The sequence below is a fragment of the Arcticibacter sp. genome (assembly GCF_053551015.1).
Window position 1 is genome coordinate 161,402 of the sequence record NZ_JBMQOB010000003.1, and the last position, 20,800, is coordinate 182,201.

Annotated in this window: 19 protein-coding genes; 10 read left to right on the forward strand and 9 right to left on the reverse strand. The window is 45.5% G+C overall.

From position 1 onward, the window contains the following. The first annotated feature begins 29 nt into the window (after positions 1–29). The 6 genes from ACO1NU_RS01125 to ACO1NU_RS01150 all read left to right on the forward strand — a co-directional run bounded on the left by ACO1NU_RS01125 (position 30) and on the right by ACO1NU_RS01150 (position 4,257). A complete protein-coding gene (locus tag ACO1NU_RS01125; protein WP_448816604.1) occupies positions 30–221 on the forward strand; it encodes a hypothetical protein in 192 nt (63 codons plus the stop codon). Positions 222–248: 27 nt separating this feature from the next. After that, complete coding sequence (locus ACO1NU_RS01130) at positions 249–404, forward strand: hypothetical protein (RefSeq protein WP_448816605.1); 156 nt, start codon at positions 249–251, stop codon at positions 402–404. A gap of 160 nt (positions 405–564) precedes the next feature. Next, a complete protein-coding gene (gene ruvB, locus ACO1NU_RS01135; RefSeq protein WP_448816732.1) occupies positions 565–1,587 on the forward strand; it encodes a Holliday junction branch migration DNA helicase RuvB in 1,023 nt (340 codons plus the stop codon). Between the two features lie 94 nt (positions 1,588–1,681). After that, positions 1,682–3,268, forward strand: a complete 1,587-nt coding sequence (locus ACO1NU_RS01140; protein WP_448816606.1) for a peptide chain release factor 3 — start codon at positions 1,682–1,684, stop codon at positions 3,266–3,268. 113 nt (positions 3,269–3,381) lie between these two features. After that, a complete protein-coding gene (locus ACO1NU_RS01145) occupies positions 3,382–3,705 on the forward strand; it encodes a hypothetical protein (protein WP_448816607.1) in 324 nt (107 codons plus the stop codon). A 108-nt stretch (positions 3,706–3,813) separates the two neighbouring features. Beyond that, the gene (locus ACO1NU_RS01150; protein WP_448816608.1) at positions 3,814–4,257 is read left to right on the forward strand and encodes a tail fiber domain-containing protein; all 444 of its coding nucleotides are present in this window, start codon (positions 3,814–3,816) and stop codon (positions 4,255–4,257) included. Positions 4,258–4,266: 9 nt separating this feature from the next. On the opposite strand, the gene ACO1NU_RS01155 is transcribed toward ACO1NU_RS01150, so the two are convergent. The 3 genes from ACO1NU_RS01155 to ACO1NU_RS01165 form a co-directional block, all read right to left on the reverse strand. Then, positions 4,267–5,046, reverse strand: a complete 780-nt coding sequence (locus ACO1NU_RS01155; protein ID WP_448816609.1) for an N-acetylmuramoyl-L-alanine amidase family protein — start codon at positions 5,044–5,046, stop codon at positions 4,267–4,269. A gap of 90 nt (positions 5,047–5,136) precedes the next feature. Beyond that, a complete protein-coding gene (locus tag ACO1NU_RS01160) occupies positions 5,137–5,766 on the reverse strand; it encodes a hypothetical protein (protein ID WP_448816610.1) in 630 nt (209 codons plus the stop codon). A 69-nt stretch (positions 5,767–5,835) separates the two neighbouring features. Next, positions 5,836–6,978, reverse strand: a complete 1,143-nt coding sequence (locus tag ACO1NU_RS01165) for a putative sensor domain DACNV-containing protein (protein WP_448816611.1) — start codon at positions 6,976–6,978, stop codon at positions 5,836–5,838. Between the two features lie 240 nt (positions 6,979–7,218). Between ACO1NU_RS01165 and ACO1NU_RS01170 the strand changes: the two genes are divergently transcribed. Next, a complete protein-coding gene (locus tag ACO1NU_RS01170; protein ID WP_448816612.1) occupies positions 7,219–7,716 on the forward strand; it encodes a YMGG-like glycine zipper-containing protein in 498 nt (165 codons plus the stop codon). A gap of 348 nt (positions 7,717–8,064) precedes the next feature. On the opposite strand, the gene ACO1NU_RS01175 is transcribed toward ACO1NU_RS01170, so the two are convergent. Then, entirely contained in the window at positions 8,065–10,785 is a 2,721-nt protein-coding gene (locus ACO1NU_RS01175) for an Ig-like domain-containing protein (RefSeq protein ID WP_448816613.1), read from the reverse strand. A 91-nt stretch (positions 10,786–10,876) separates the two neighbouring features. Between ACO1NU_RS01175 and ACO1NU_RS01180 the strand changes: the two genes are divergently transcribed. Next, on the forward strand, positions 10,877–12,004 hold the full coding sequence (locus ACO1NU_RS01180; RefSeq protein WP_448816614.1) for an alpha/beta hydrolase fold domain-containing protein: 1,128 nt from the start codon (positions 10,877–10,879) through the stop codon (positions 12,002–12,004). A gap of 70 nt (positions 12,005–12,074) precedes the next feature. Then, the gene (locus ACO1NU_RS01185; protein WP_448816615.1) at positions 12,075–12,266 is read left to right on the forward strand and encodes a cold-shock protein; all 192 of its coding nucleotides are present in this window, start codon (positions 12,075–12,077) and stop codon (positions 12,264–12,266) included. 76 nt (positions 12,267–12,342) lie between these two features. On the opposite strand, the gene ACO1NU_RS01190 is transcribed toward ACO1NU_RS01185, so the two are convergent. Further along, a complete protein-coding gene (locus ACO1NU_RS01190; RefSeq protein ID WP_448816616.1) occupies positions 12,343–14,925 on the reverse strand; it encodes a DUF5686 and carboxypeptidase regulatory-like domain-containing protein in 2,583 nt (860 codons plus the stop codon). A 121-nt stretch (positions 14,926–15,046) separates the two neighbouring features. Between ACO1NU_RS01190 and ACO1NU_RS01195 the strand changes: the two genes are divergently transcribed. Next, complete coding sequence (locus tag ACO1NU_RS01195; protein ID WP_448816617.1) at positions 15,047–15,577, forward strand: YceI family protein; 531 nt, start codon at positions 15,047–15,049, stop codon at positions 15,575–15,577. 48 nt (positions 15,578–15,625) lie between these two features. Here ACO1NU_RS01195 and ACO1NU_RS01200 read toward each other — a convergent pair whose 3' ends face one another. The 4 genes from ACO1NU_RS01200 to ACO1NU_RS01215 all read right to left on the reverse strand — a co-directional run bounded on the left by ACO1NU_RS01200 (position 15,626) and on the right by ACO1NU_RS01215 (position 20,018). Further along, complete coding sequence (locus tag ACO1NU_RS01200; protein ID WP_448816618.1) at positions 15,626–16,477, reverse strand: HAD-IIA family hydrolase; 852 nt, start codon at positions 16,475–16,477, stop codon at positions 15,626–15,628. 5 nt (positions 16,478–16,482) lie between these two features. Further along, positions 16,483–17,523, reverse strand: coding sequence for a hypothetical protein (locus ACO1NU_RS01205; RefSeq protein ID WP_448816619.1), 1,041 nt, complete (start codon positions 17,521–17,523; stop codon positions 16,483–16,485). 13 nt (positions 17,524–17,536) lie between these two features. Further along, positions 17,537–18,892, reverse strand: a complete 1,356-nt coding sequence (locus ACO1NU_RS01210; RefSeq protein WP_448816620.1) for a glutamine synthetase family protein — start codon at positions 18,890–18,892, stop codon at positions 17,537–17,539. Positions 18,893–19,007: 115 nt separating this feature from the next. Beyond that, complete coding sequence (locus tag ACO1NU_RS01215) at positions 19,008–20,018, reverse strand: glutamine synthetase beta-grasp domain-containing protein (RefSeq protein ID WP_448816621.1); 1,011 nt, start codon at positions 20,016–20,018, stop codon at positions 19,008–19,010. Positions 20,019–20,800: the final 782 nt, after the last annotated feature.

The window sequence follows — 20,800 nt, forward strand, 5'->3', positions numbered from 1 at the left end:
GCAAATGACATAGTATAACACAAAGAAATATGGTTGTTGTAAATAAATTAAATATTCCAAAGAAGGATCAGGCTGATGACCACGGGAAAGAAGAACTCTCTTGGGAAAATCCATCGAACCCTGAAAAGGCTTCTGATAACCGCGACATCGAACAACTGCAAAGACAGAAGAGAGAAGCCGAGTTAAGAAAAAATAATTTATCCGATACCGAAGAAGCTTAACATATTCCTTAACCTTAAACTAATACTATGAAAACTGTAAAAACCGCTCAAATCATAAGACTAAAAAGAACTGAAGAAAGTGAATCAACACAAGTAAGCCGTGAGGCTGCTGTTTTAGGCAAGATCAAAGACCGCTTTATCAAGACCATGATTCCTTATTCTCAGTGTTTTTTAATTGCATAATTTAAAATATAAAGATCTTACAAATCGTTCTTTTTCCCTCAGTTAAACAACGAGAAAGTCCCGCGTCGCGGGGCTTTCGCTTTTTACAGCCATCTGGTGTTAAAACGTATTGCCAAAATACTTAGTACATTGATGCCAAATTTTGTAATTTTGCGGCATGCTGAATGAGAATTTAGACCCGGATGCAGACAGGCTCTCTTCTATAGATCGCGATATTGAGAAAGTACTCAGGCCCCAGGCGTTTGAAGACTTTACCGGGCAGTTCAAGATCCTGGAAAACCTCAGGATATTTGTACAGGCGGCAAAATTACGCGGCGAGTCTCTCGACCATGTTTTGTTGCACGGCCCTCCCGGGCTGGGAAAGACTACTCTCTCCCATATCATTGCCAACGAAATGGGGGTCAATATCAAGATCACTTCAGGACCTGTTCTCGATAAACCAGGAGATCTGGCAGGCTTACTGACCAATCTGGAGGAAGGCGATATTCTCTTTATCGACGAAATACACCGACTGAGTCCCCTTGTGGAAGAATACCTGTATTCGGCAATGGAAGATTTCAAGATCGACATTATGCTGGAATCGGGACCCAATGCACGCTCCGTTCAATTATCCTTAAATCCGTTTACACTGGTTGGTGCGACCACACGATCCGGACTTCTTACTGCACCCCTCAGGGCGCGTTTTGGAATTAACTCCCGTTTGGAGTATTATGATGCGAAGCTGCTGACTACCATTGTGCTCCGCTCCTCGTCTATCCTGAAGACGCCGATCAGTGATGAAGGCGCCTATGAAATTGCCCGGAGAAGTCGCGGTACCCCCCGTATCGCGAATGCCTTATTGCGTCGTACGCGTGACTTTGCCCAGATCAAGGGAAATGGAACCATCGATACCGAGATTGCAAAGTACGCTCTTAACGCCCTTAATGTAGACAGCCATGGTCTTGATGAGATGGATAATAAAATCCTGACCACAATCATCGATAAGTTCAAGGGAGGACCCGTTGGACTTAAGACCATTGCAACCGCGGTTGGAGAAGATGAAGGCACCATCGAGGAAGTATACGAGCCTTTTCTGATACAGGAAGGATTCCTGATGCGCACTTCGCGGGGACGGGAAGTTACGGATCTCGCCTACAAGCATTTGGGCCGGCTGAGACCTGGTGGGGCACAAACATTGTTCTGAGCTGAGCAGCACACCCGATCTTGTCATTTTTAAATGGTACATTTGCAGCCATTAATTTTATAACGTTATAGCCCCCAGGGCTTCCTTTGAAACAATGAGTGTCCATCCAGAAATAGAAAAAAGAAAAACCTTCGCCATCATAAGTCACCCCGATGCAGGAAAAACAACGCTGACAGAAAAGTTCCTCTTGTTTGGCGGTGCCATCAATACTGCCGGCGCGGTTAAACGCAACAAGGCTAATCAGAATACCACCTCCGATTTCATGGAAATCGAAAAGCAGAGAGGTATCTCCGTAGCCACTTCTGTGATGGGCTTCGAATACAAAGGCAAACGAATCAACATTCTGGATACCCCCGGACACAAAGACTTTGCTGAAGACACCTACAGGACCCTTTCGGCAGTGGATAGCGTTATCCTAGTTGTTGATAGTGTTAAAGGGGTTGAGGAACAGACTGAGAAGCTGATGGAAGTTTGCCGGATGCGGAATACGCCTGTGATCATCTTCATTAACAAAATGGACCGGGAGGGAAAGGATGCATTTGATCTGCTGGATGAGCTGGAGACCAAGCTGACGATCAGCGTTTGCCCTCAGTCATGGCCTATCGGACAGGGTCATACTTTTAAGGGCGTCTATAATATCTATGGAAATCAGCTGAACCTGTTTGAATCAGACAAGTCGAAAGTCACAGAGCCCGTTATTCAGGTGAAGGATCTTTATGATCCGGTACTGTCAGAGTATCTTGCCGAGAAGCACCTGGACAAGCTGAAAGGCGATCTGGAGCTTACTGAGGGAATATATGGACCACTGGACAAGGAAATGTACCAGGAAGGACTACTCGCTCCTGTATTCTTCGGAAGTGCGATTAACAATTTCGGGATACGCGAGCTGTTGGATACTTTTATCGACATTGCTCCAAGTCCCGCGAGCAGGGAAGCTGAAACCCGGATGGTCTTCGCAAATGAAAAGAATTTTACCGGTTTTGTATTTAAGATCCACGCCAACCTGGACCCTAAGCACCGTGACCGTATTGCGTTCCTGCGTATCTGTTCAGGAAAGTTTGAGCGGAATAAATTTTATATCAATACCCGTCTGAGTAAGAAACTCAAGTTTTCCAACCCGATGGACTTCATGGCCAATGACAAGACCCTTGTGGAAGAAGCATGGCCCGGAGATGTGGTTGGTCTGTACGACAGCGGTACCTTCAAGATCGGCGATACCCTTACCGAAGGCGAAGAACTGCAGTTCAAGGGAATACCAAGCTTTTCTCCGGAGATCTTCAAGGAAGTGGAGAACCGGGATCCTCTGAAGTCTAAACAGCTTGAAAAAGGCATTCAGCAGCTTACTGAAGAAGGCGTTGCTCAGCTCTTTGTTCAACAGCCAGGAAACCGCAAGATCATTGGTGCTGTGGGAGCACTTCAGTTTGAGGTAATCAACTTCAGGCTGGAACATGAATATGGTGCCAAGTGTGCATTCAGACCACTTTCCTTCTCCCGATCCAGCTGGATCACCGCGAAGGATAAAAAGAAGCTGCAGGAAATTATGCAGAGACGTTCGTCTCATATCGGATTCGACAAAGACGGCAACCCTGTATTTCTGGCGGATAATGACTGGGCCATCAATCTGGCCAAGCGTGACTTCCCGGATGTGGAGTTCCATACAACCTCTGAATTTAAGCGCTAGCATCCGGTAACGTAATAGTTTTAATACGTTAGCAAATCATAGACCTGTATGGAGCTGGTTTTTATATATTTGTATCTCAAACAGATAAGGAAGAAAAGCGTTTAAGATAAAGTATGAAGCCCACTCTTGGAAAGTTTACAATACTGATCATTCTGATCTTTGCCGTACTTGAAAAGTCCGGGGTGTCTGCTATGTCCCTTATCATAGCAGATACTACTCCAGCTTTGGAGAAGATTCTGTCTGATTCAGATGCGGGCACCAAAGAGGCGGAGAGTGTGAAAGAATCTACCGTGAAGGAAGTGTGGGTTCCAATGAGCGGACAATTTTCCCCTTCTCCGGTTTGTAAAAGTCTTTTCAGACAGCCTTCTATCAGCAGGGATGACCGGGAGCTGTGCTTTTATCCAGCTATTCCTACCCCTCCTCCCAACTTTTCATAAGACTCATTTTCTTTAGGCCCGCTGTTCAAGCCGGGCTCATTTTTCCGGGTGTACTTTACCCGGAGTGGATAACTATAAATACACGTTTACTTTCTACACAATTACATCATGAAACAATTCAATTGGAAAAACGGATTATTCCTAATGGGACTTCTTTGCATATCTGCTGGCGCTTCTGCACAAACAAACTCGGTAAACAACACCGACCTTAAACAGAACGCACAGCCATTGACAAACTCTTTGTCGTACATCGAACAGCTGCAGCCTGTATCGTTTGAATATGATAAGAACCAGGCAGCAAAGCTGAAGCTACCTTCAGGACAGCAATATGGCTTCATCGCAGAGGATGTTCAGAAAGTACTTCCAGCCATCGTTAAGAGTCAGAAAAAGATGGTTCCTGCAGGTAAGAACGCGTTCAAGACCACAGAGATCAAGAATGTAGAAACAGAAAGCCTGATCGCACTATTGGTTGCTTCAGTAAAGGAGCAGCAGGCAGAGATCGAAAAGCTGAAGGCAGACCTGCAGTCTTTAAAATCAATGACCGCTAAATAATCAAAATAGCTATTTCTTAACCGACTTCTTGTATGCAATAACCGCATTTGAGAGGTCGGTTACTATTTCAGTCTGCCCCTCGGCAGATCTCATATATTCTTCTTCGCTGGGGCTGCTCAGAAATCCTATCTCCGTTAACACCGCCGGCATAGCCGCTCTAGCCAAAACCGCCAGGCTTTTCTCATGAACGCCGCGGTCTATGCGACCTGATTTCCTGTATTCTTTTTGGATGAGGCTCGAGAAGCTGATACTCTGCGTACGGTATGCATTCTTCATGAGCGACAAGATGATATAGCTCTCCGGATCACGCGGATCATAACCGGCATAATTCTTTTTATAGTCCTTCTCAAGGAGGATAGACGCGTTTTCCCTCAGAGCAATATCCTGTTCATCCAACCTTCCGAAACCAGATACGAATGTCTCCGTTCCTCTTATGGAAGCACGGTTACGTTTATTGAGCGGCATGGAATTGCAGTGAATGGAAATGAAAAGATCAGCTTTGACCTTGTTGGCAAGACCTATGCGCTCATAAAGCGGAATAAATTTATCGGTAGTGCGGGTCATGACGACCTTAACACCTTTTGCTTTTAGCTGGCTGCTTAGTTTCAGGGCTACCTTTAAGGCGATATCCTTTTCCTTGGCATACTTGCCTAAGGCACCACTATCGTGCCCACCATGACCGGCATCAACAACAACCGTGAATGTGGGAGCCAGACTTTCAGAAGATTCGCCGAGGATAAAATTTGGGAGGAGTAAAAGTAGAAATGCTTGGAAGATAGATTTAATCATGTGCGATGCAATTCGTTAATGATAAAGGCGCAAAGATATAGATATCTCTATAAAATGCGCCTTTAAATCAAAAAACACGAACTTTCGCTCCTATTGCTGACGGATAATTCCGTCTTGTAACATCTTTTGAGCGATAACTTTCGCATAGTCCTCTATAAAATTGTCGAGGCTTGAAGGGTTGCTCGTTCTGGACTGAGCCGACCAGATCAGGTCGCCGCTTTTGCTGTCGAAAACGTTCGTTTCTAGGTAATACTCTTTTTCCATGGATACGAATCCGGGATCATAAAAGCCGCCATACCATCCGCGGTATCCCCAGTAGCCTCCCCATCCCCATGGACCATAATAGGGCCTGTTGTAGCTCTGGCGAGTCTTTTTGTCGACTACTGCATTAGTGACGATAATGTCGCTGTCGAACGTTCTGAGTTTCTTCAGGAAGGCATCTTTGTCTTTGCTGTTTTTGCTATCCATACTGGGTGGAAAGGCATCGAGGCTTTTGGTCACAACAACACCCGGACCGCTTAGAATTGCTGCCAGCTCACTCTCTACTTTCTGCTGAGCAGTCAGATTATTAGTTAAAGAGGCAACGAGAACTTTTTGATAGGCAATGGTTTTACTCTCCGGTTTCTGCCAGACCCCCAGGATTTGCGTAGAGGTACCGCAGGCGCTTAGAATAAGCACCGCGGCCATTAAGATCAGGAATTGGTTATAATGCTTTTTCATGTGTGTATGTTTATATGTATTAATTACGACGGCGGGACATGAATGTTATGCCGTAGCTATTATTTTACTTTACAACAACAAGGTATCAATACGATGAGCCTGAACGGTTTGCGCACTGGGCGACCAGCTGAATATGGTAAAGACCCCATCCTGGGAAGCGACCAGTGCAATGGCGTCGTGCTGGTCATGTACAAATTGCGCGGCTGAAAGATGTCGGGTACCTCCTATTTTTCCGGGGTGAACGGTTGCGGCTTCCCCTCCTACTACAGGCTCAATCAGTGCTACCTTCTCCAGTCGCGTGCTCGTTTCAGCAATGCTGATCTTAGCACCGAAGGCGATCAGCTCATGCTGATCATTCACGATTGTGGCTCCGTCGATGGCGGTAAGTCCGCCCAAATTATCCACCTCTCTGTTCAGCAAACTTTGCCATACGCTCTCGCTCCGGTCGACACCTTCCTTCCATACCATATCTGCCAGTCCGCTGAAAGGGGGATCAACAACATACTGCATGGGTTGAATGATGGAATGTTTCCAGGTGGTATTTCCGGTAGGAACAACCAGCAGGATTCCGCCCTGACCATGGGCACGCATAGAAACGGCGAGCTGAATCAGGACATTTACAGAGTGGTTGACAAATGCGGACAGATCAAGCAGGGCCTTAACTATGGGCGGGCAATCGGTATGTTTAACACATGAATCATCAACGACCTTGATCTGATCTCCTTTGAGAACAGCTACGTTGGAGTATTTTCCGAAGCCACACATACGCCGGTGTTTGATCACCAGCAGACCCGGCTCAGACACATCAAGTACAAAGCAGAAATTAGGCAGTCTGATGGTGGTTCCCCAGATGTACAGGCCATTTTCATCATACCATACGCCAAGATGGACACCCGGACGTTCAATGCCTGGAGCAAGCTTTGTAAGTACAAGCGGGGTCAGCGCCTGGCGGGTACCGAAGAGCAGTGCATTTTCAACCTGGTCGGGAGGAAGAAATGCGATAGATATGCGCGGACTGCGCCCCTCCTCCTTTCGAAGGCTCGCCCAAAAGGCTGCGTCTATAATCGCTTCGATATAGTCAGCAGGCGGGTGAAGGGCCAGGTCTGCGGCTCCTTTTCCAGCTGCAGTACTCAGATGATGCGCAAAGTGTTCCTCGACGGTTGCAGCTACTGAACGAGCTGCCTGGTAAGTTGATTCATAAGCTCCGACCATCTTATAAAAATAAGTTATTTGTTTACTATTTCTGCAAGTTGTATAGATATCTGGACAATTTTACATTAAGGAGAACATCCGGATAATAAAACGGAACACTTTTTCAACTGCTGTTTTATTTTCTTGCAATATTTAGATGCTCCCCATCAGCATCTTAGCGAGGAATGGCTAACATGCAGTTCCTGATTAAACCATTTTGGCATCATTCTGTCTATAACATATATCAACGAACGAATAATTATGAAAAGAATATTCATTATGCTGGCTTTTGCATCAATAGTTGTTGCATGCGGCACGAACAATAAGCAGGAAGCAAACTTACAGGCTCAACGTGATTCATTGAAGATGATAAAAGACAGTCTACGTCTTGACAGCTTCGAGAGAGCTTCTGCAGCATTAGAAGAAGAAAAAAGACTTGAAGCTGAAAAGAAGGAAATCGCTGCGACAGCTGCAGCAGCCGCTTTAGCGTCAAGACCAAAGAGCACTCATACAAATTCTGTTCACTATGTACAGTCTCCTTCCGGTGGTACAGCTACTGCTACGCCACAGGCACAGAAAAAAGGATGGAGCTCTGCAGCTAAGGGTGCCGCAATTGGTGCTGGCGCAGGAGCTGTGACAGGTGTCCTGGTTGATAAAAAAGATGCACGTGGTGCCATTATCGGTGGTTTAGTTGGTGCAGGTACCGGCTATGCTATTGGACGTGCAAACGACAGAAAAACAGGAAGGGTTCAGAAGTAACATTCTTTACTTTTTTAATATAGAAAGAGCCGGCCCCATAAAAGGCCGGCTCTTTCTGTTTATATGTATTTTGAAATGGCTGCTGCCATTTCCGATGGGCTGGAAGTTTTCCTGGACTACCGGCAGGTACAGGTCTATAACTGGATAGAAGTATTATCCCACGGACCATGAATATAAGAGCTCAATACTGAAGAACTGCAGACGCTTTTAAGCTTCCCGATATGTCCATTCGGGATGCCAAGGCTCGTAAAGCTTATTATGTAAACAAACAACGCCTGGCTCTGGTGAACCAGGCGTTTTGCTTTTAGTCTTAGCAGGCTGCCACTTAGTTGGAGACTATCACTGCATCTATTTAACGGTATAACGGTAGAGATACCGCCCGATGTTACCTTCGTTATCCATTCCCTCGATAATCGCCCGGTATGAGCCCTTACCATCGGCATTGAAGAACTCGACTGAGGCATTGCCATTTTTATCTGTAGTGATCATTGGATCCCAGAATATGGTGGTGCGAAGATCTGCACTGATTACTCCTTTTCTCGGACCATCATATTTCGGCGAATAAAACTGTTTTACCTTACGGTATCCCAGCGGGGTAAAATCAACTACATTGCTCTTAGGCAGCAGGTCTGCCAGATCGCCAGGCTTTAGTTTCAGTTTCTCGACCTTCTTGGTGTTAACAACCAGCACACCGTTCGTGTTATACAAGCGGTTTACTGTACCCAGATCATCTTTTAAGAAGATCTCGACTGACTCGACCTCTGAAGAAGCAACGGAATTCAGTCCCACCACATCTATAGGCATCCCGTTCAGGAAGATCTGCACAGGGGTGCGGCGGCCAGCATTATAGTCGCGGTTCACATAGAACTGCTCATCGGCAAAGATCAGGCCCATCGCTGATGTCTTCAGGCAGTTAATCAGGAGCGGACAATCTTTAAACCGGCTGCCCTCGATCAGATGATCGGGCATCATACTGAGGCCGCTCAATGAGGAGTGGTCTGCGTGACTAGGACGTTTTACAGGAGTCCGGGCTTTGACTACAACCTCTTCGAGAAGATTCTCCGTGCGGTACTGACGCTTGCTGTTTTCCAGATAGGGACTCAATAAGCTGTCGATATTGACCACCTCATCGGCAATATTGTGGTTCTGAGTGATTGCAGGGAAGGCTGCTCCGTCAACCATGATCATCATGCTTCTGGAGTTGATGTTGTTTCTGGCACTCAGGATGGCTTTAGAAGAATCAGGAAAGTCGAGGTTGCTGAATCTGAACCGACCATCTGCATCTGTCAGAACGCTGAGGGAAATATTCTTATCAGGAATGCTCAACTGCATATTACCCTTATTTACCGGCATCCCGTTCATCATACGAAGGGTTCCGGTGATATCCATACCTTGCTCGGGCATGAAGGATATCGGCGGATATTTATCGTTCAGGTAGTTCTCGTACTCAAAAGCGCGATATCCCTGAGTCAGCATAAGCAGGTCGAGATGTTCACGTTTTTTATCATCCTGCTTATTGAAATAATAGTTAGGAAGCTCAATATAGCCTTTAAGATCAGACTTGAGCAAGAGGCTGCTAAGTATGGAAATCTCGGCATCTTCATTGAACGGCACCTTGGTCTCGTCGACTACGGACAAGGAATACGTCCCAGGAAGCACATTTAGCGGGTTCTTTGCTGATATGTTGAGTTTCACCTTCTGCTTAGGCAGATAAGAAGGCTTATCGCTGCTGAGCTGAATAGTGAAAGGGTTGCTGTGCTGAACAAAGGTAATACGTTCGCTCAGGGGCATACCTGAAGAGGTAAAGAGGGTAATCTGAACAATCCCTGTTGGAAACTTATTTTTAGGAACCAATGCATTATAGACCTGGCTTTGCAGTTTAGTCTGGGCGGCATAGCAGATGGCCCCTGCGCTTTGAGCAACGATATAAAAGGCCTTGTTGCGATAATTCTCAAGAAAGTTATTGCTGGCAGAGATGCGAACGGATAGATTAGCTGTGTCAGCATTGTTGACCGCAATGCTGATGCCTTCAGTAAGCGCTTCAGGGATCTTATAAGTTCCCTTCGATCCGTCAGCAAAGACGGCATTTGCCACGTAAGTCTTGTTCAGCTCGGGAATAAAGCTTACAGCACCCATTCCCAGATGCTGGGAGGCGAAGTCGATTACTTTTTTACCGGTATTATCGACGATCTCCCCTTTTACGCCAATGCCCAAACCATTTGACTTAATCGCTTTGAAGGCGAACTTGGTGGTCAGGCCGGCAATGGCAATCCCTCCTTCCGGGAGGAACTGGATATCATTGGTGACCAAAGCAGCCCTCAGAGGGAAATTGCTGGTGAGGTTCTTGTCTTCAAGGGCCAGAACGGTTTCTAATACCCCGGCATCCAGCAATGCCTTATTGCTATTTGAGACAGAGAGCGTGAGGTAGCCATTCTGGTCGGTTGTTCCCCGTCCTTTGCTGATGGTCTCGAATTTGGAGTCTACTTTCCAGCTGACTTTACGGTTGGCATAAGGCTTACCCTGATCGTCTTTGAACTGAACTTTGACGTTGATCTGAGCTGACTTATCAGACTGTGATCCATTAAGCTGGATATTGGTATATAGCTTTTTATTGAGTGTATTCCCTACTGTCACCGTTTTAGAGAAAAAGTAGGCTTCCCCAAAGTTGAGCATCCAGTTGGTATAGGCTCTGAACTGATAATTACCTTGCGAATAGTTGAGCGGCGCCAAGGTAAGGTTCCCATGCGCAACACCATTCGACACCGGCAGCTTAATGGTCTCAATCAGGGAATCACGCTCGTTGATCACATCAACATAAATAATCTTACTCAGATGCGATGGCTTACGCAAGCGGCTGGCGATGTAGGCTTTAAACCAGATTGTATCGCCTACGGCATAGTAGGGCTTATCAAAATGTATATGTGCGTTTTCCGGGGGATAATGTTCCGAATATTTGACGGCCTTCTCGATGATGGTGTTCAGACTCACGCTGTCGTCCTGCGCAGAGGCGGAGAACTGAAACAAAAGACTGAAAAGAAGGAGCAACCAGGATTTTTTTATGAAATTCATCAAAGTAAATAAACAAATTGGAGCCTAAAGATATTCAATTATGGTCTAGCATACCACAGGAAGACAACGTTTAACATTTTTTCACATTCGTATGATCCGTTTAGGGCTTTCTATAGCCATTTTGTTACCTGCCCTATTGAGCATCTTTTCCGCTCCTACTTACCACACCTGGCTGTCGGCCGTTCTCGTTACAGAGTTTCCGCTGATATTCATGGCGATAGCATTTGTTCTGATCCTCATGTCCAGTATCACAGAGCGGTTTAAAACGGCAGGAACCGTTATTTCTGTTATTGCGCTGGTGCTATATGCGAGTCCAGTTGCCCGTGCTCTGCTGATTAGCGATAATCTGAAAACAGAACTTCAGCAGGCTTTTAAAGGCAGGGACTTTGTGGCTCCTTCAAGCCATCCGTTCAGCTTCTGGAAACTGGCGATGCGGGGAGATGCAAGTGCTGCGTACAAAACGCTCAGCTACAACCAGGATTCTGAAGCGCCCTTAACGCTGGATTTCTACCAATCGGATAGTTCGGCTTTACGCCCCTGCGTGATCGTTGTACATGGTGGATCATGGAGCAGTGGAGACAGTCAGCAACTTCCGGAATTAAACACCTACCTGGTGAGCAAAGGATATCACGTGGCTACAGTAAACTACCACAAGGCACCCGAATGGAAAAGTCCGCAAGCGGTGGAGGATGTAAGAAACGCTGTCGCTTATCTGAAATCGAGAGCTGCTGAACTCCGGATAGACACAAGCCGCTTTGTGATCCTCGGTCGTTCGGCGGGTGCACAGATTGCGCTGATGGTAGCCTATCAGCACACCCTCCCTGGAATTAGGGGGGTAGTCAACCTGTATGGACCAGCGGATATGGTATGGGGCTATAGCAAACCGGCAAGCAAGTGGGTGATGGACTCGCGGGCAGTTATGGAAAACTATTTGGGCGGGACTTATAGGGATGTACCGGATAACTACCGGACGGCCTCTCCTATTGAATATGTATCGGCAGAGAGTCCGCCCACGCTCATCATCCATGGAAAAAACGATGTGCTGGTGGCCTATGAGCACAGCACGCGCCTGGCTGCGAAGCTGAGAAAAAATGGAGTACCGCACTTTCTGCTGAAGCTTCCCTGGGCCACACATGGTTTTGACTATACCTTGAATGGCCCTGGTGGCCAGCTTTCTACATTTGCCATTGAGATGTTTCTCGATAAGATTCTCATGTAGCACAAAAAAGTTTGTAATCCATTGATTTATATTTTTTTTATTTACCTTTAGTTCTTTAATAATAAATACAATGCAAGAAGGAACAGTAAAATTTTTTAACGAGACAAAAGGTTTCGGATTCATTAGACCAAGCTCAGGCGGCAGCGAAATCTTCGTTCATTCTTCTGGCCTTATCGATAGCATTCGTGAGAATGATACCGTTAGCTACGAAGTTGAGCAAGGTAGAAAAGGTCTAAATGCGGTTAATGTAAAAGTAATCTAAAGATTAACATCATATATCGTATAAGCATCCGGCTCCTCCGGATGCTTTTTTTGTTTATATACCTTAGTGATTGGATCTATCGGCGGTTCACCTGAAACATAGAAGCGATCCCTACCCTGATACCATTGTCCCGATGGTGCCCATCTTCGAACGATGCGGCAAGCTCAATTCTGAATATCCTGAACACATTGTCGAGCGAGTAGCCTAATTCGTAATAGTGCGGTGAATACTTTGTTTTGAGATAGTTAGCAAAGATACTTTCTTTTAATCCCGCCAGTCTGACCTCCGGAATGCGGGTAAACAGCAGCTTTCTTAATTGATAATAGATATTTCCTGAGAAATAACTATCGTCTGTGCTGTAGTTATAGTAATCCAGCAAGCGGAATGCCCCCGCCGGCTTCAGGCTCCCCAGAAAGGTCCGGTTCGCATCGAAGTGTTTATAGTCCATGAAGTAGGTCTTGCTGTTATTCGGGAATGCTCCAGCCCTGAGCTCGAAGCTCAAGGTAGAACCCAACCCTGCAGGAAAAGAGTGGTTAACGCCCAGCTCAACTTGATCAAAGTCTACCTTACTATCCGCTAAACCTTCTATCCCCTTTTTATACATCAGTAGAAACTCGGGTGATCTGCTCATGATCGGCACCTTCTTTCCATTGTACATCCGGTAGGCTTCACCCGGCCGGTAGCGCAGCAATATGTCGGCAGTAAGAGCATTATGCGTTTCAAATCCGGTAAAAGGCAGCTCGATATTCTGTGGTCTGTTGGATGTATAGTCGCGCGACTTCCTGTTGAAGAAACTGTAGTCGTTTGTATTATGCAGCTCCTTTCTTCTGGCGAACTCCGCACCCACCTGCAGCGACAGGAAGGTTGACGGCTTATATGAATAGGCAGCACGTAAATAGCCTTTTTCATATATCTTCATGAAGTTCCTGCGGGCGATTAATGAGGTAATTGAATTGATGAGGGGATGAATAGGATCCTCAGGATTGAACTGGCTAACGAAACGCCCGCCATCCACAGAGAATTTATGCTGCATCGTGCCGTAAGCGAGGTTCGCCTTCGCATAGAAATCCTGGCTGCTGAATCCATATCGAAGCGCCGGAGCAAAGTTCAGCTGACGGCGACTGTTGCTGAACTTCTTCTGAAGATCTGCGCTGAGGTTGATATTGAATCCCTCTACGGTATTATAGTAAAACTGTGTAAAAGTAGGCTGCACGCTTATTCTGGTGAGACTGTCTATTTTAAATTCGCCGCCCGTAAGCAGCTTCAACAGACCGGGCTGCGCCTTCGAGCGGTCAGAGCTATCTTTTTCTGCCCCCTTAATCGATTGAGCACGCGCTACAGAATCATCTCTGCGGTAGCCTTGTATTTCCTTTTGGGTCAAAGGAGCAGAGCGTTCTTCGTTCCAATAGGTCGAATCTCTTTTGTAAGCCAGTGAATCGGTATCTATTGATCTTTCCGCAAGAATCTTCGGATCCTTTTGCTGCCTGAGACTTTCTTTCTCGTATTCATCAATCATCTTACGGAATTGCTTCCTGGTAAGTGACGGATTTGTTTGAGCTGCTATGGGTTCCCCGGGTGTCTGTGCACCGGCGAGTACAGGCAGAGCTTCTGTTTCCGCTTTAAGCTTTTCGTCGAGCACTACTTTAAACTGACTGCAGCTCGCAATGTATTTATAGTGCCCGGCAAAGCCAAGAACATTACCTGCAAACTCGTATTGATGATGCACGGGAAGCCAGAGACGTGGAGCTACTTCAGCAAAGTTCTGCTTGACAAGAATCGGGAAGCCCAGGAGGCTGGTACGCAGGTTTACACTGTGTATTGCCCACTCATCCTCAATAATGTATATATGACCGTCAAAAATATTATCTCCTTTGGATCTGGGAATTACCCTTATTTTATTAACAATATCCTTCCCTTCTGTAAAGCTGCCCTCATACTGGAAGTCATAATACCGGAATGCTGACCTGGAAAGGGGCGACTGGATGTTAGCTACTTTGTCCTGGTAAAAAGTTTCGCTGATGAACATGGACGGAGATCCGACACCTGTGTTCTCACCGGAACTGCGAACTGCGAGAACCTTCTCCGTAACCTTATCCGGCTGGGAGAAGCTAACGATGCTGACCGATTCTGAGGTATAGGCTTCGTTCAGCTTCACACCTTCTTTCTTCAGCTTACCCTTAACGAAAAAGGGAGCTTTCAGGAGTTCTCCGGTACCCTTTACATAAACCTTCATCTGATAACTTTTGTACTGAAGCCGATGAAACTTACTTCTGGCAATCGCATTTCTGATGATGGTATAGGCATAGTCCTGCTTCCCGGCCTTAGCAACTTGTACCTCCTGAAGCAAATAGCCTTGAACCTTCAGAGAAAAGTCTTTCTCTGACCAGCCTTCCTGCACGTCGACTACTGCCTCCTGCGATACATAACCTATGTTCTGAACCCTGATCTTGTAGCTGCCACTGGGTAACTTGACCTCGTACTCGCCGTTCGCATTGGCTGAGGTGCCCTTCTGGCTGTCTGTCAGAAAAATGGATGCGTAAGGTAGAGGTTCACCGTTTGCACCCCTTATTTTCCCACGAATTCCCTGTGCGGAAGCGGATAGAGATAAGATTGTCAGAACAAGCAGGAAAGTGAAGGGTTGATATAGTCTAAAGTTCATTAAGGGCAGGCGCTAATTCAATGATTTCTTAATCTGGGTTAAGTTGCCCTAACAATATAGGGAGTATTTTTGTATATCATAATTAACAAAGAATAATTACATCATTAAAAAAATAAAAACCATGGCAACTAATTGGAAAATCGACCCTACTCACAGTGAGGTTCAATTCAAAGTAAAACACCTGATGATCACTACGGTAACAGGTAACTTCAACGAGTTTGATGCAAGTGCAGTGACAGAAGGAGATGACTTCTCATCTGTTTCTTCTGTAGACTTTACGGCTTCTGTTGAATCAATCAGCACAAACAACAGTCAGAGAGATGAGCACCTCAGATCGGCAGACTTCTTTGATGCAAGCCAATTCCCGTCGCTCACCTTTAAAAGCACTCGCGTAGAGGCTGATGGCGATGACTATACCGTGTATGGTGATTTAACTATCAAAAACACCACCAAGCCTATATCCCTGAAAGCGGAGTACGGCGGCATTGTTGTTGATCCGTATGGACAAACCAAGGCTGGGTTCACAGTTTCTGGAAAGATCAGCAGAAAAGAATTTGGTCTGACCTGGAGCGCGGTTACTGAAGCAGGACAGGTTGTTGTAAGTGACGACATCAGACTGAATGCTGAAATCCAGTTCGTTAAGCAAGCTTAATCATGATATCAAAGACACGTCGGTGATGAATAAAAGTCCCGACGTGTTTTATCTGACAACAGCGGACTCACACACGTAGGTGGGAATTATTCCCGTCCGTGCGATGATGGAGTTCAGGTCCTGAGGCAAAGTATTTCCAGTTAATACCAGCGCGGTATCAAGACCAAATTTATTGCCTCCGAGGATATCGGTATGCAAGGTATCCCCCACCATCAGTATCTCCTTTCTACTTATAGCGATACGTTTTCGGATTTGTTCATATGCGAACATAAACATCTGAGAGTCGGGCTTTCCAAAGTGGATAAAGCCTCGCCCCAATATTGTTTCCAGCATGGCAGCCACTCCTCCTATTGCTATTGCCACCTTATTTTCGTTAACCGGGTAGGCAAAGTCTGAGTTGGCAACAATCACCGGTATTGTTCTTCTACGCAGCAGATTAATGGTCTTGTTCAGATCAGCACACCAGTCGAAACCCTCATCATCCAGAAACAGGAGCGCTGTCACTTCGTGAATGTTGTGATCATCAATAGCGCTAACCGGTAAGGTACGCAGGCCGGAAGTCTCAATATAGTGGGCCGAATTGGGTGTACCCAGATAAGCCACTATCCCACCGGGTACCTGGAGATCAAGATATTCCTTCGCGAGCGTACCCGATGAAATGATGCGCTTATGGGAAATTTCGGTGAGGCCAAGTCTGTGATAACCTGCAGCTAACTGCTCAGGACTCCGCGACGCATCGTTCGTCACGATATAATACTCCTTGCGCTTTTCCTTAAGCAGCTCAAATGTTCTTTCAATACCAGGAACCAGGCCATTGTAGTTCTTCAATACGCCGAACGCATCAAAGAAGACGACCTTATATTGGTCCAGGATAGAATCAAATTCGACAATTTCACTCATACCGTTTATTTAAGGTTCAAGGCTGCTATTAGTTTTTCGGGATCAAAGTCCCGGTCTACCGAAGGCAAATAAATATCCAGTGCTTCCGCCTGCAGTTTAGATGCATATTGTTCGTTGAAGAAATAATTACCGTCTTTGATAACATAGTTCAGTATAAAGAACCGGTAGACTTCCCTTAAAAACCGCAATTCGACTGCTGTTAATGGATTCACTTTATGGTATTCTTCCAGAAAGATAATGAATCGCTCTTCATTTAGCGGATTAATCAGATAACTGAAGACGGTTTTGTCACCAGCATCGGATACTACGCGACTGAAGAAATAAAAATCCATCATTCTCGTGCTCATCCTGAACCAATCGTAGTCCCATCGCGAATAGAGTTTTAAATTAGGCGTTACCGAGAAGTTTCCGATATTCCAATCGATAAAAACCGGAATGGTTTCAAATGAGCCCGCGTTATAAAGCTGCCGGTTCTTGATAAATATGTCACAATGTTGCCTGATCAGCTCAATTTGTTCAGCACTAAAATGCTTCTTAAACTTAGCAGAGCCCAATTGCTTCAGCAAAGTGTTTATATCCGTGCTCAATGTCTTTGACGACTTGGGAAGCACCCTGCTCACCCTCGAACAGGCCCTGTGGAACTTCCCTATCTGATATCCTAACTTGCGGATGTGCGATTCGTCCAGTCGCTTGGGCAGTCTGTTTTGCACCCGGGTAGGATTGTAAAACACCACCCAGGCATCTGTCTTTCCGGTCTTATAACGATATGTATAAACGCGGTTATTTTTTAATAAAGATTTGGCGAGGAAATTCTCGAAGGGATAAAGCAGGTTATTAGCCAGGGAGTGTATGATCCGGTGATCCTCCTTGAAATGGTCATATTTCCCGAAGTACGATAACTTGGCAATAACTATATCATCATCTTCAAATACAATCCTGAAAACATGATTCGTAGATACCATTGCGCTGATATCCTGAATCTTTCTGATGGTCTTCGTAGGATCATAATCTTTCCATGCCTTTTTTATAATTCTGGAATAGTCCATTCAGTACATCTTATTAAATAATCTCGAAATAGCGCTTCAATTCCCAATCGCTCACGTATCTGCTTTGCTCCTTACACTCCCAAAAGCGCGTTTTGCTGAAGTGATTGATGAACGCGGAACCGAAGAGCTCCATGGGAAGAGGCGACTTGCTCATGATCATTGTAGCGTCGTAAAGATTCTCCGGGAGCTTATCCAAACCTTGGGTATAGGCATTTCCGCGGGTAGCAGGAACATGTAAGGGTATCCTGTTTTCGATGCCGTATAAACCAGAAGCGAGAGATGCCGCTAAAGCGAGATAGGGGTTCGTGTCAGATCCAGGAATACGTGTTTCGAGTCTCGCAAGCTTTTCATTTTGATTGATTACCCGCAGGGCGGTAGTGCGGTTATCGAGCCCCCAGGATACAGTTGTCGGAGCCCAGGCAGCTTCTACAAGTCTTTTATAGCTATTGATGGTTGGAGCATAGAAAGGCATAATGTAAGGAAGACAATACAGCTGTCCCGCTATATAGTGTTTAACCAGGTCGCTCATCTTGTCGGGATCCTCTTCATTGAAGAAAAGATTGCTTTTCTTCTCCAGATCCCACAAGCTTTGATGAATATGACCGCTACAACCAGGAAGCTGCTCATTCCATTTGGCCATAAACGTGGCCATCAGACCATGCTTGGCCGCTATCTCCTTTACGGATGCCTTAAGCAGCACTGCCTTATCAGCTGCAGCCAACACTTCGTCATGTATTATCGCAGCTTCATAAACCCCCGGACCTGTTTCCGTATGCAAGCCTTCAAGCGGCACATCGAACTTTCCAAGTTCGTTAAAGAGATCGTAGTAATATTCGCTGTTCTGAGATGGCCTTAATACCGAATATCCAAACATTCCGGAACTGAGCGGATTCAAATTTCTGTAATGCTTTCCTGCGATGGTTTCCGATGTCTCCTTGAAATTAAACCACTCAAACTCCTGTGCAAACTCCGCATGAAAGCCCATATCAGTACACTTCTTCTGCAGCCTCCTGAGCAGAGTTCTGGGACAAACCTCGGCAGCACCCTGATCCGTTTGGCTGAAGTCGGCCAGGAAAAACGGCAAATCATTCTGCCATGGAATAAAGCGCATGGTCGATATATCAATGAAGCACTGCTGGTCGGGAAAGCCGGAATGCCAGCCGGTGGCATCAATATCAGTATTAAGGGCATCTGCACTGTCCCAGCCAAATGCGACATCACAGAAGCCGTATCCGGACTGAAGACCTGCAATAAACTTTTCTAAATGGATAACCTTGCCTCTTAGTACGCCATCGATGTCTGCAAAAGCAAACTTAACTTTGTCTGTATTTTTATTCTTTAAATACTCAATGATCTGGTTTGTGTCCATGTAGAATGTATCGGGTAGAACTTAGTAATTATATAAAGGTATTAAGGAAAAGCGGAAAAATAAGGCAAAAAAAAATCCCCTGACAGAATCAGAGGACTTTATTGTGTATAGAGTATTAGGCTTCTACAGACTTAACCGTTTTAATAATTCTAGCTGCTACTTTGTATGGATCAGCTGCAGAATTCGGACGACGATCTTCAAGATAACCGTTCCATCCTTTTTCTACTGTGAATAAAGGAATACGGATAGATGCACCTCTGTCAGATACTCCGTAGCTGAAGTCGAAGATAGATGCAGTCTCATGTTTACCAGTCAAACGTAAGTGATTATCGGCTCCGTAAACGTCGATGTGCTCCTGAACAACCGGGCGGAATGCTTCACAGATCTTGTCGTATGTTTCTTTTTTGCCGGCAGTTCTCAACAAAGTGTTAGAGAAGTTTGCGTGCATACCAGATCCATTCCAGTCAAGTGTTCCAAGAGGTTTGCAATGCCAGTTGATTGATACTCCGTATTTCTCCCCGATTCTTTCAAGAAGATAACGTGCTACCCAGATCTGGTCTCCAGCTTCTTTAGCTCCTTTAGCGAAAATCTGGAACTCCCACTGTCCTGCTGCAACTTCTGCGTTGATACCTTCAACATTCAGACCGGCTTCAAGACAAACGTCAAGGTGCTCTTCCACGATATGTCTTCCGAAAGCGTTCTTAGCACCTACTGAACAGTAGTAAGGACCCTGAGGACTTGGGTAACCTGCTGCCGGGAAGCCAAGAGGCTTGCTGGTTTCAGGATCCCAAAGGAAATATTCCTGCTCAAAACCAAACCAGAAATCATTATCATCATCTTCGATAGTTGCACGGCCGTTAGACTCATGTGGCTTGTGATCTGAAGTTAAAACTTCACACATTACCAGGTAGGCATTCTTTCTCTGTGGGTCAGGACAAATAAATACTGGCTGCAGTACACAATCAGAAGAACCTCCCGGTGCCTGCTCGGTAGAAGAACCGTCAAAGCTCCAAAGCGGGCAATCTTCAAGTTTGCCACTGAAATCCTTTTCAATCTTAGTTTTGCTACGCAGGCTTTGAGTCGGTTTGTAACCATCCAGCCAGATGTACTCTAATTTAGTTGCCATTTTCTATTATGTCTGAATATTAACTTAAATAAATATTTCTTTTACTGTGTATATTTTAATTTCTAACACGAATGTACATTTAAATTTATTTTTTTTGAAAAAACTCCACTTTTTTTTCAAAAAAAGTCAAACATCGAACAAAAACCACATCAGAACACAAATTAGAGCGGCAAAACAAGTTCTCAACACTTAAAAACGACGCTCAATCCACCAACAGACGAGTTATTCAACGAAAACGCTTATAAATTTACGCTTTTAAGGTATCTCATCAAGCCATCCCCAAATAAAGACAATAGCTGCTCTCCGGACTGTAAGCACAAAAAAAGAGACTGTCTCATATATCATGATCACTCTCTTTTCGTTCCGGGTGAGATTAGCGGCACCCTCTATAAATTCTCTGGTCTTGTTGAGGTCTGTCCAGAGTTCCGCGTGTAACGAATAAAGGGGCTTCTTGAGGCTTCCACGTGACCTGATTCAGCGTGTAACAACGGTGACCCCGCCTTGCAGCCACGGTGTAGCCACGTTTTGCCGGAAAAAGGTGGCTACACCGTGGCTACACCGTGCTTACAATGTGGCTATACACCTAAGTAAGTCACTACTTACTGTCAGCTTGGTTGCCGCTTAGAATAGACACGATGACCTGCAGTTGTAGCCGCTGCGGCATCAGAGCTTCATCAACTGCAATGCGCTCTGATATGAGAAAAATCAGCACAGAAATGAACGTAAATAGCATAAATATCCTACGCAGAACTTATGAATCGAATCTGAAAAGCCCTTAAACG

Coding starts and splice junctions, on each gene's coding strand:
- ACO1NU_RS01205 (WP_448816619.1), bottom strand. CDS start 17,523: ATGGACTATTCCAGAATTATAAAAAAGGCATGGAAAGATTATGATCCT.
- ACO1NU_RS01155 (WP_448816609.1), bottom strand. CDS start 5,046: ATGATTAAATCTATCTTCCAAGCATTTCTACTTTTACTCCTCCCAAAT.
- ACO1NU_RS01145 (WP_448816607.1), top strand. CDS start 3,382: ATGAAGCCCACTCTTGGAAAGTTTACAATACTGATCATTCTGATCTTT.
- ACO1NU_RS01130 (WP_448816605.1), top strand. CDS start 249: ATGAAAACTGTAAAAACCGCTCAAATCATAAGACTAAAAAGAACTGAA.
- ACO1NU_RS01160 (WP_448816610.1), bottom strand. CDS start 5,766: ATGAAAAAGCATTATAACCAATTCCTGATCTTAATGGCCGCGGTGCTT.
- ACO1NU_RS01195 (WP_448816617.1), top strand. CDS start 15,047: ATGGCAACTAATTGGAAAATCGACCCTACTCACAGTGAGGTTCAATTC.
- ACO1NU_RS01175 (WP_448816613.1), bottom strand. CDS start 10,785: ATGAATTTCATAAAAAAATCCTGGTTGCTCCTTCTTTTCAGTCTTTTG.
- ACO1NU_RS01165 (WP_448816611.1), bottom strand. CDS start 6,978: ATGGTCGGAGCTTATGAATCAACTTACCAGGCAGCTCGTTCAGTAGCT.
- ACO1NU_RS01215 (WP_448816621.1), bottom strand. CDS start 20,018: ATGGCAACTAAATTAGAGTACATCTGGCTGGATGGTTACAAACCGACT.
- ACO1NU_RS01150 (WP_448816608.1), top strand. CDS start 3,814: ATGAAACAATTCAATTGGAAAAACGGATTATTCCTAATGGGACTTCTT.
- ACO1NU_RS01140 (WP_448816606.1), top strand. CDS start 1,682: ATGAGTGTCCATCCAGAAATAGAAAAAAGAAAAACCTTCGCCATCATA.
- ACO1NU_RS01180 (WP_448816614.1), top strand. CDS start 10,877: ATGATCCGTTTAGGGCTTTCTATAGCCATTTTGTTACCTGCCCTATTG.
- ACO1NU_RS01125 (WP_448816604.1), top strand. CDS start 30: ATGGTTGTTGTAAATAAATTAAATATTCCAAAGAAGGATCAGGCTGAT.
- ACO1NU_RS01170 (WP_448816612.1), top strand. CDS start 7,219: ATGAAAAGAATATTCATTATGCTGGCTTTTGCATCAATAGTTGTTGCA.
- ACO1NU_RS01185 (WP_448816615.1), top strand. CDS start 12,075: ATGCAAGAAGGAACAGTAAAATTTTTTAACGAGACAAAAGGTTTCGGA.
- ACO1NU_RS01190 (WP_448816616.1), bottom strand. CDS start 14,925: ATGAACTTTAGACTATATCAACCCTTCACTTTCCTGCTTGTTCTGACA.
- ACO1NU_RS01210 (WP_448816620.1), bottom strand. CDS start 18,892: ATGGACACAAACCAGATCATTGAGTATTTAAAGAATAAAAATACAGAC.
- ACO1NU_RS01200 (WP_448816618.1), bottom strand. CDS start 16,477: ATGAGTGAAATTGTCGAATTTGATTCTATCCTGGACCAATATAAGGTC.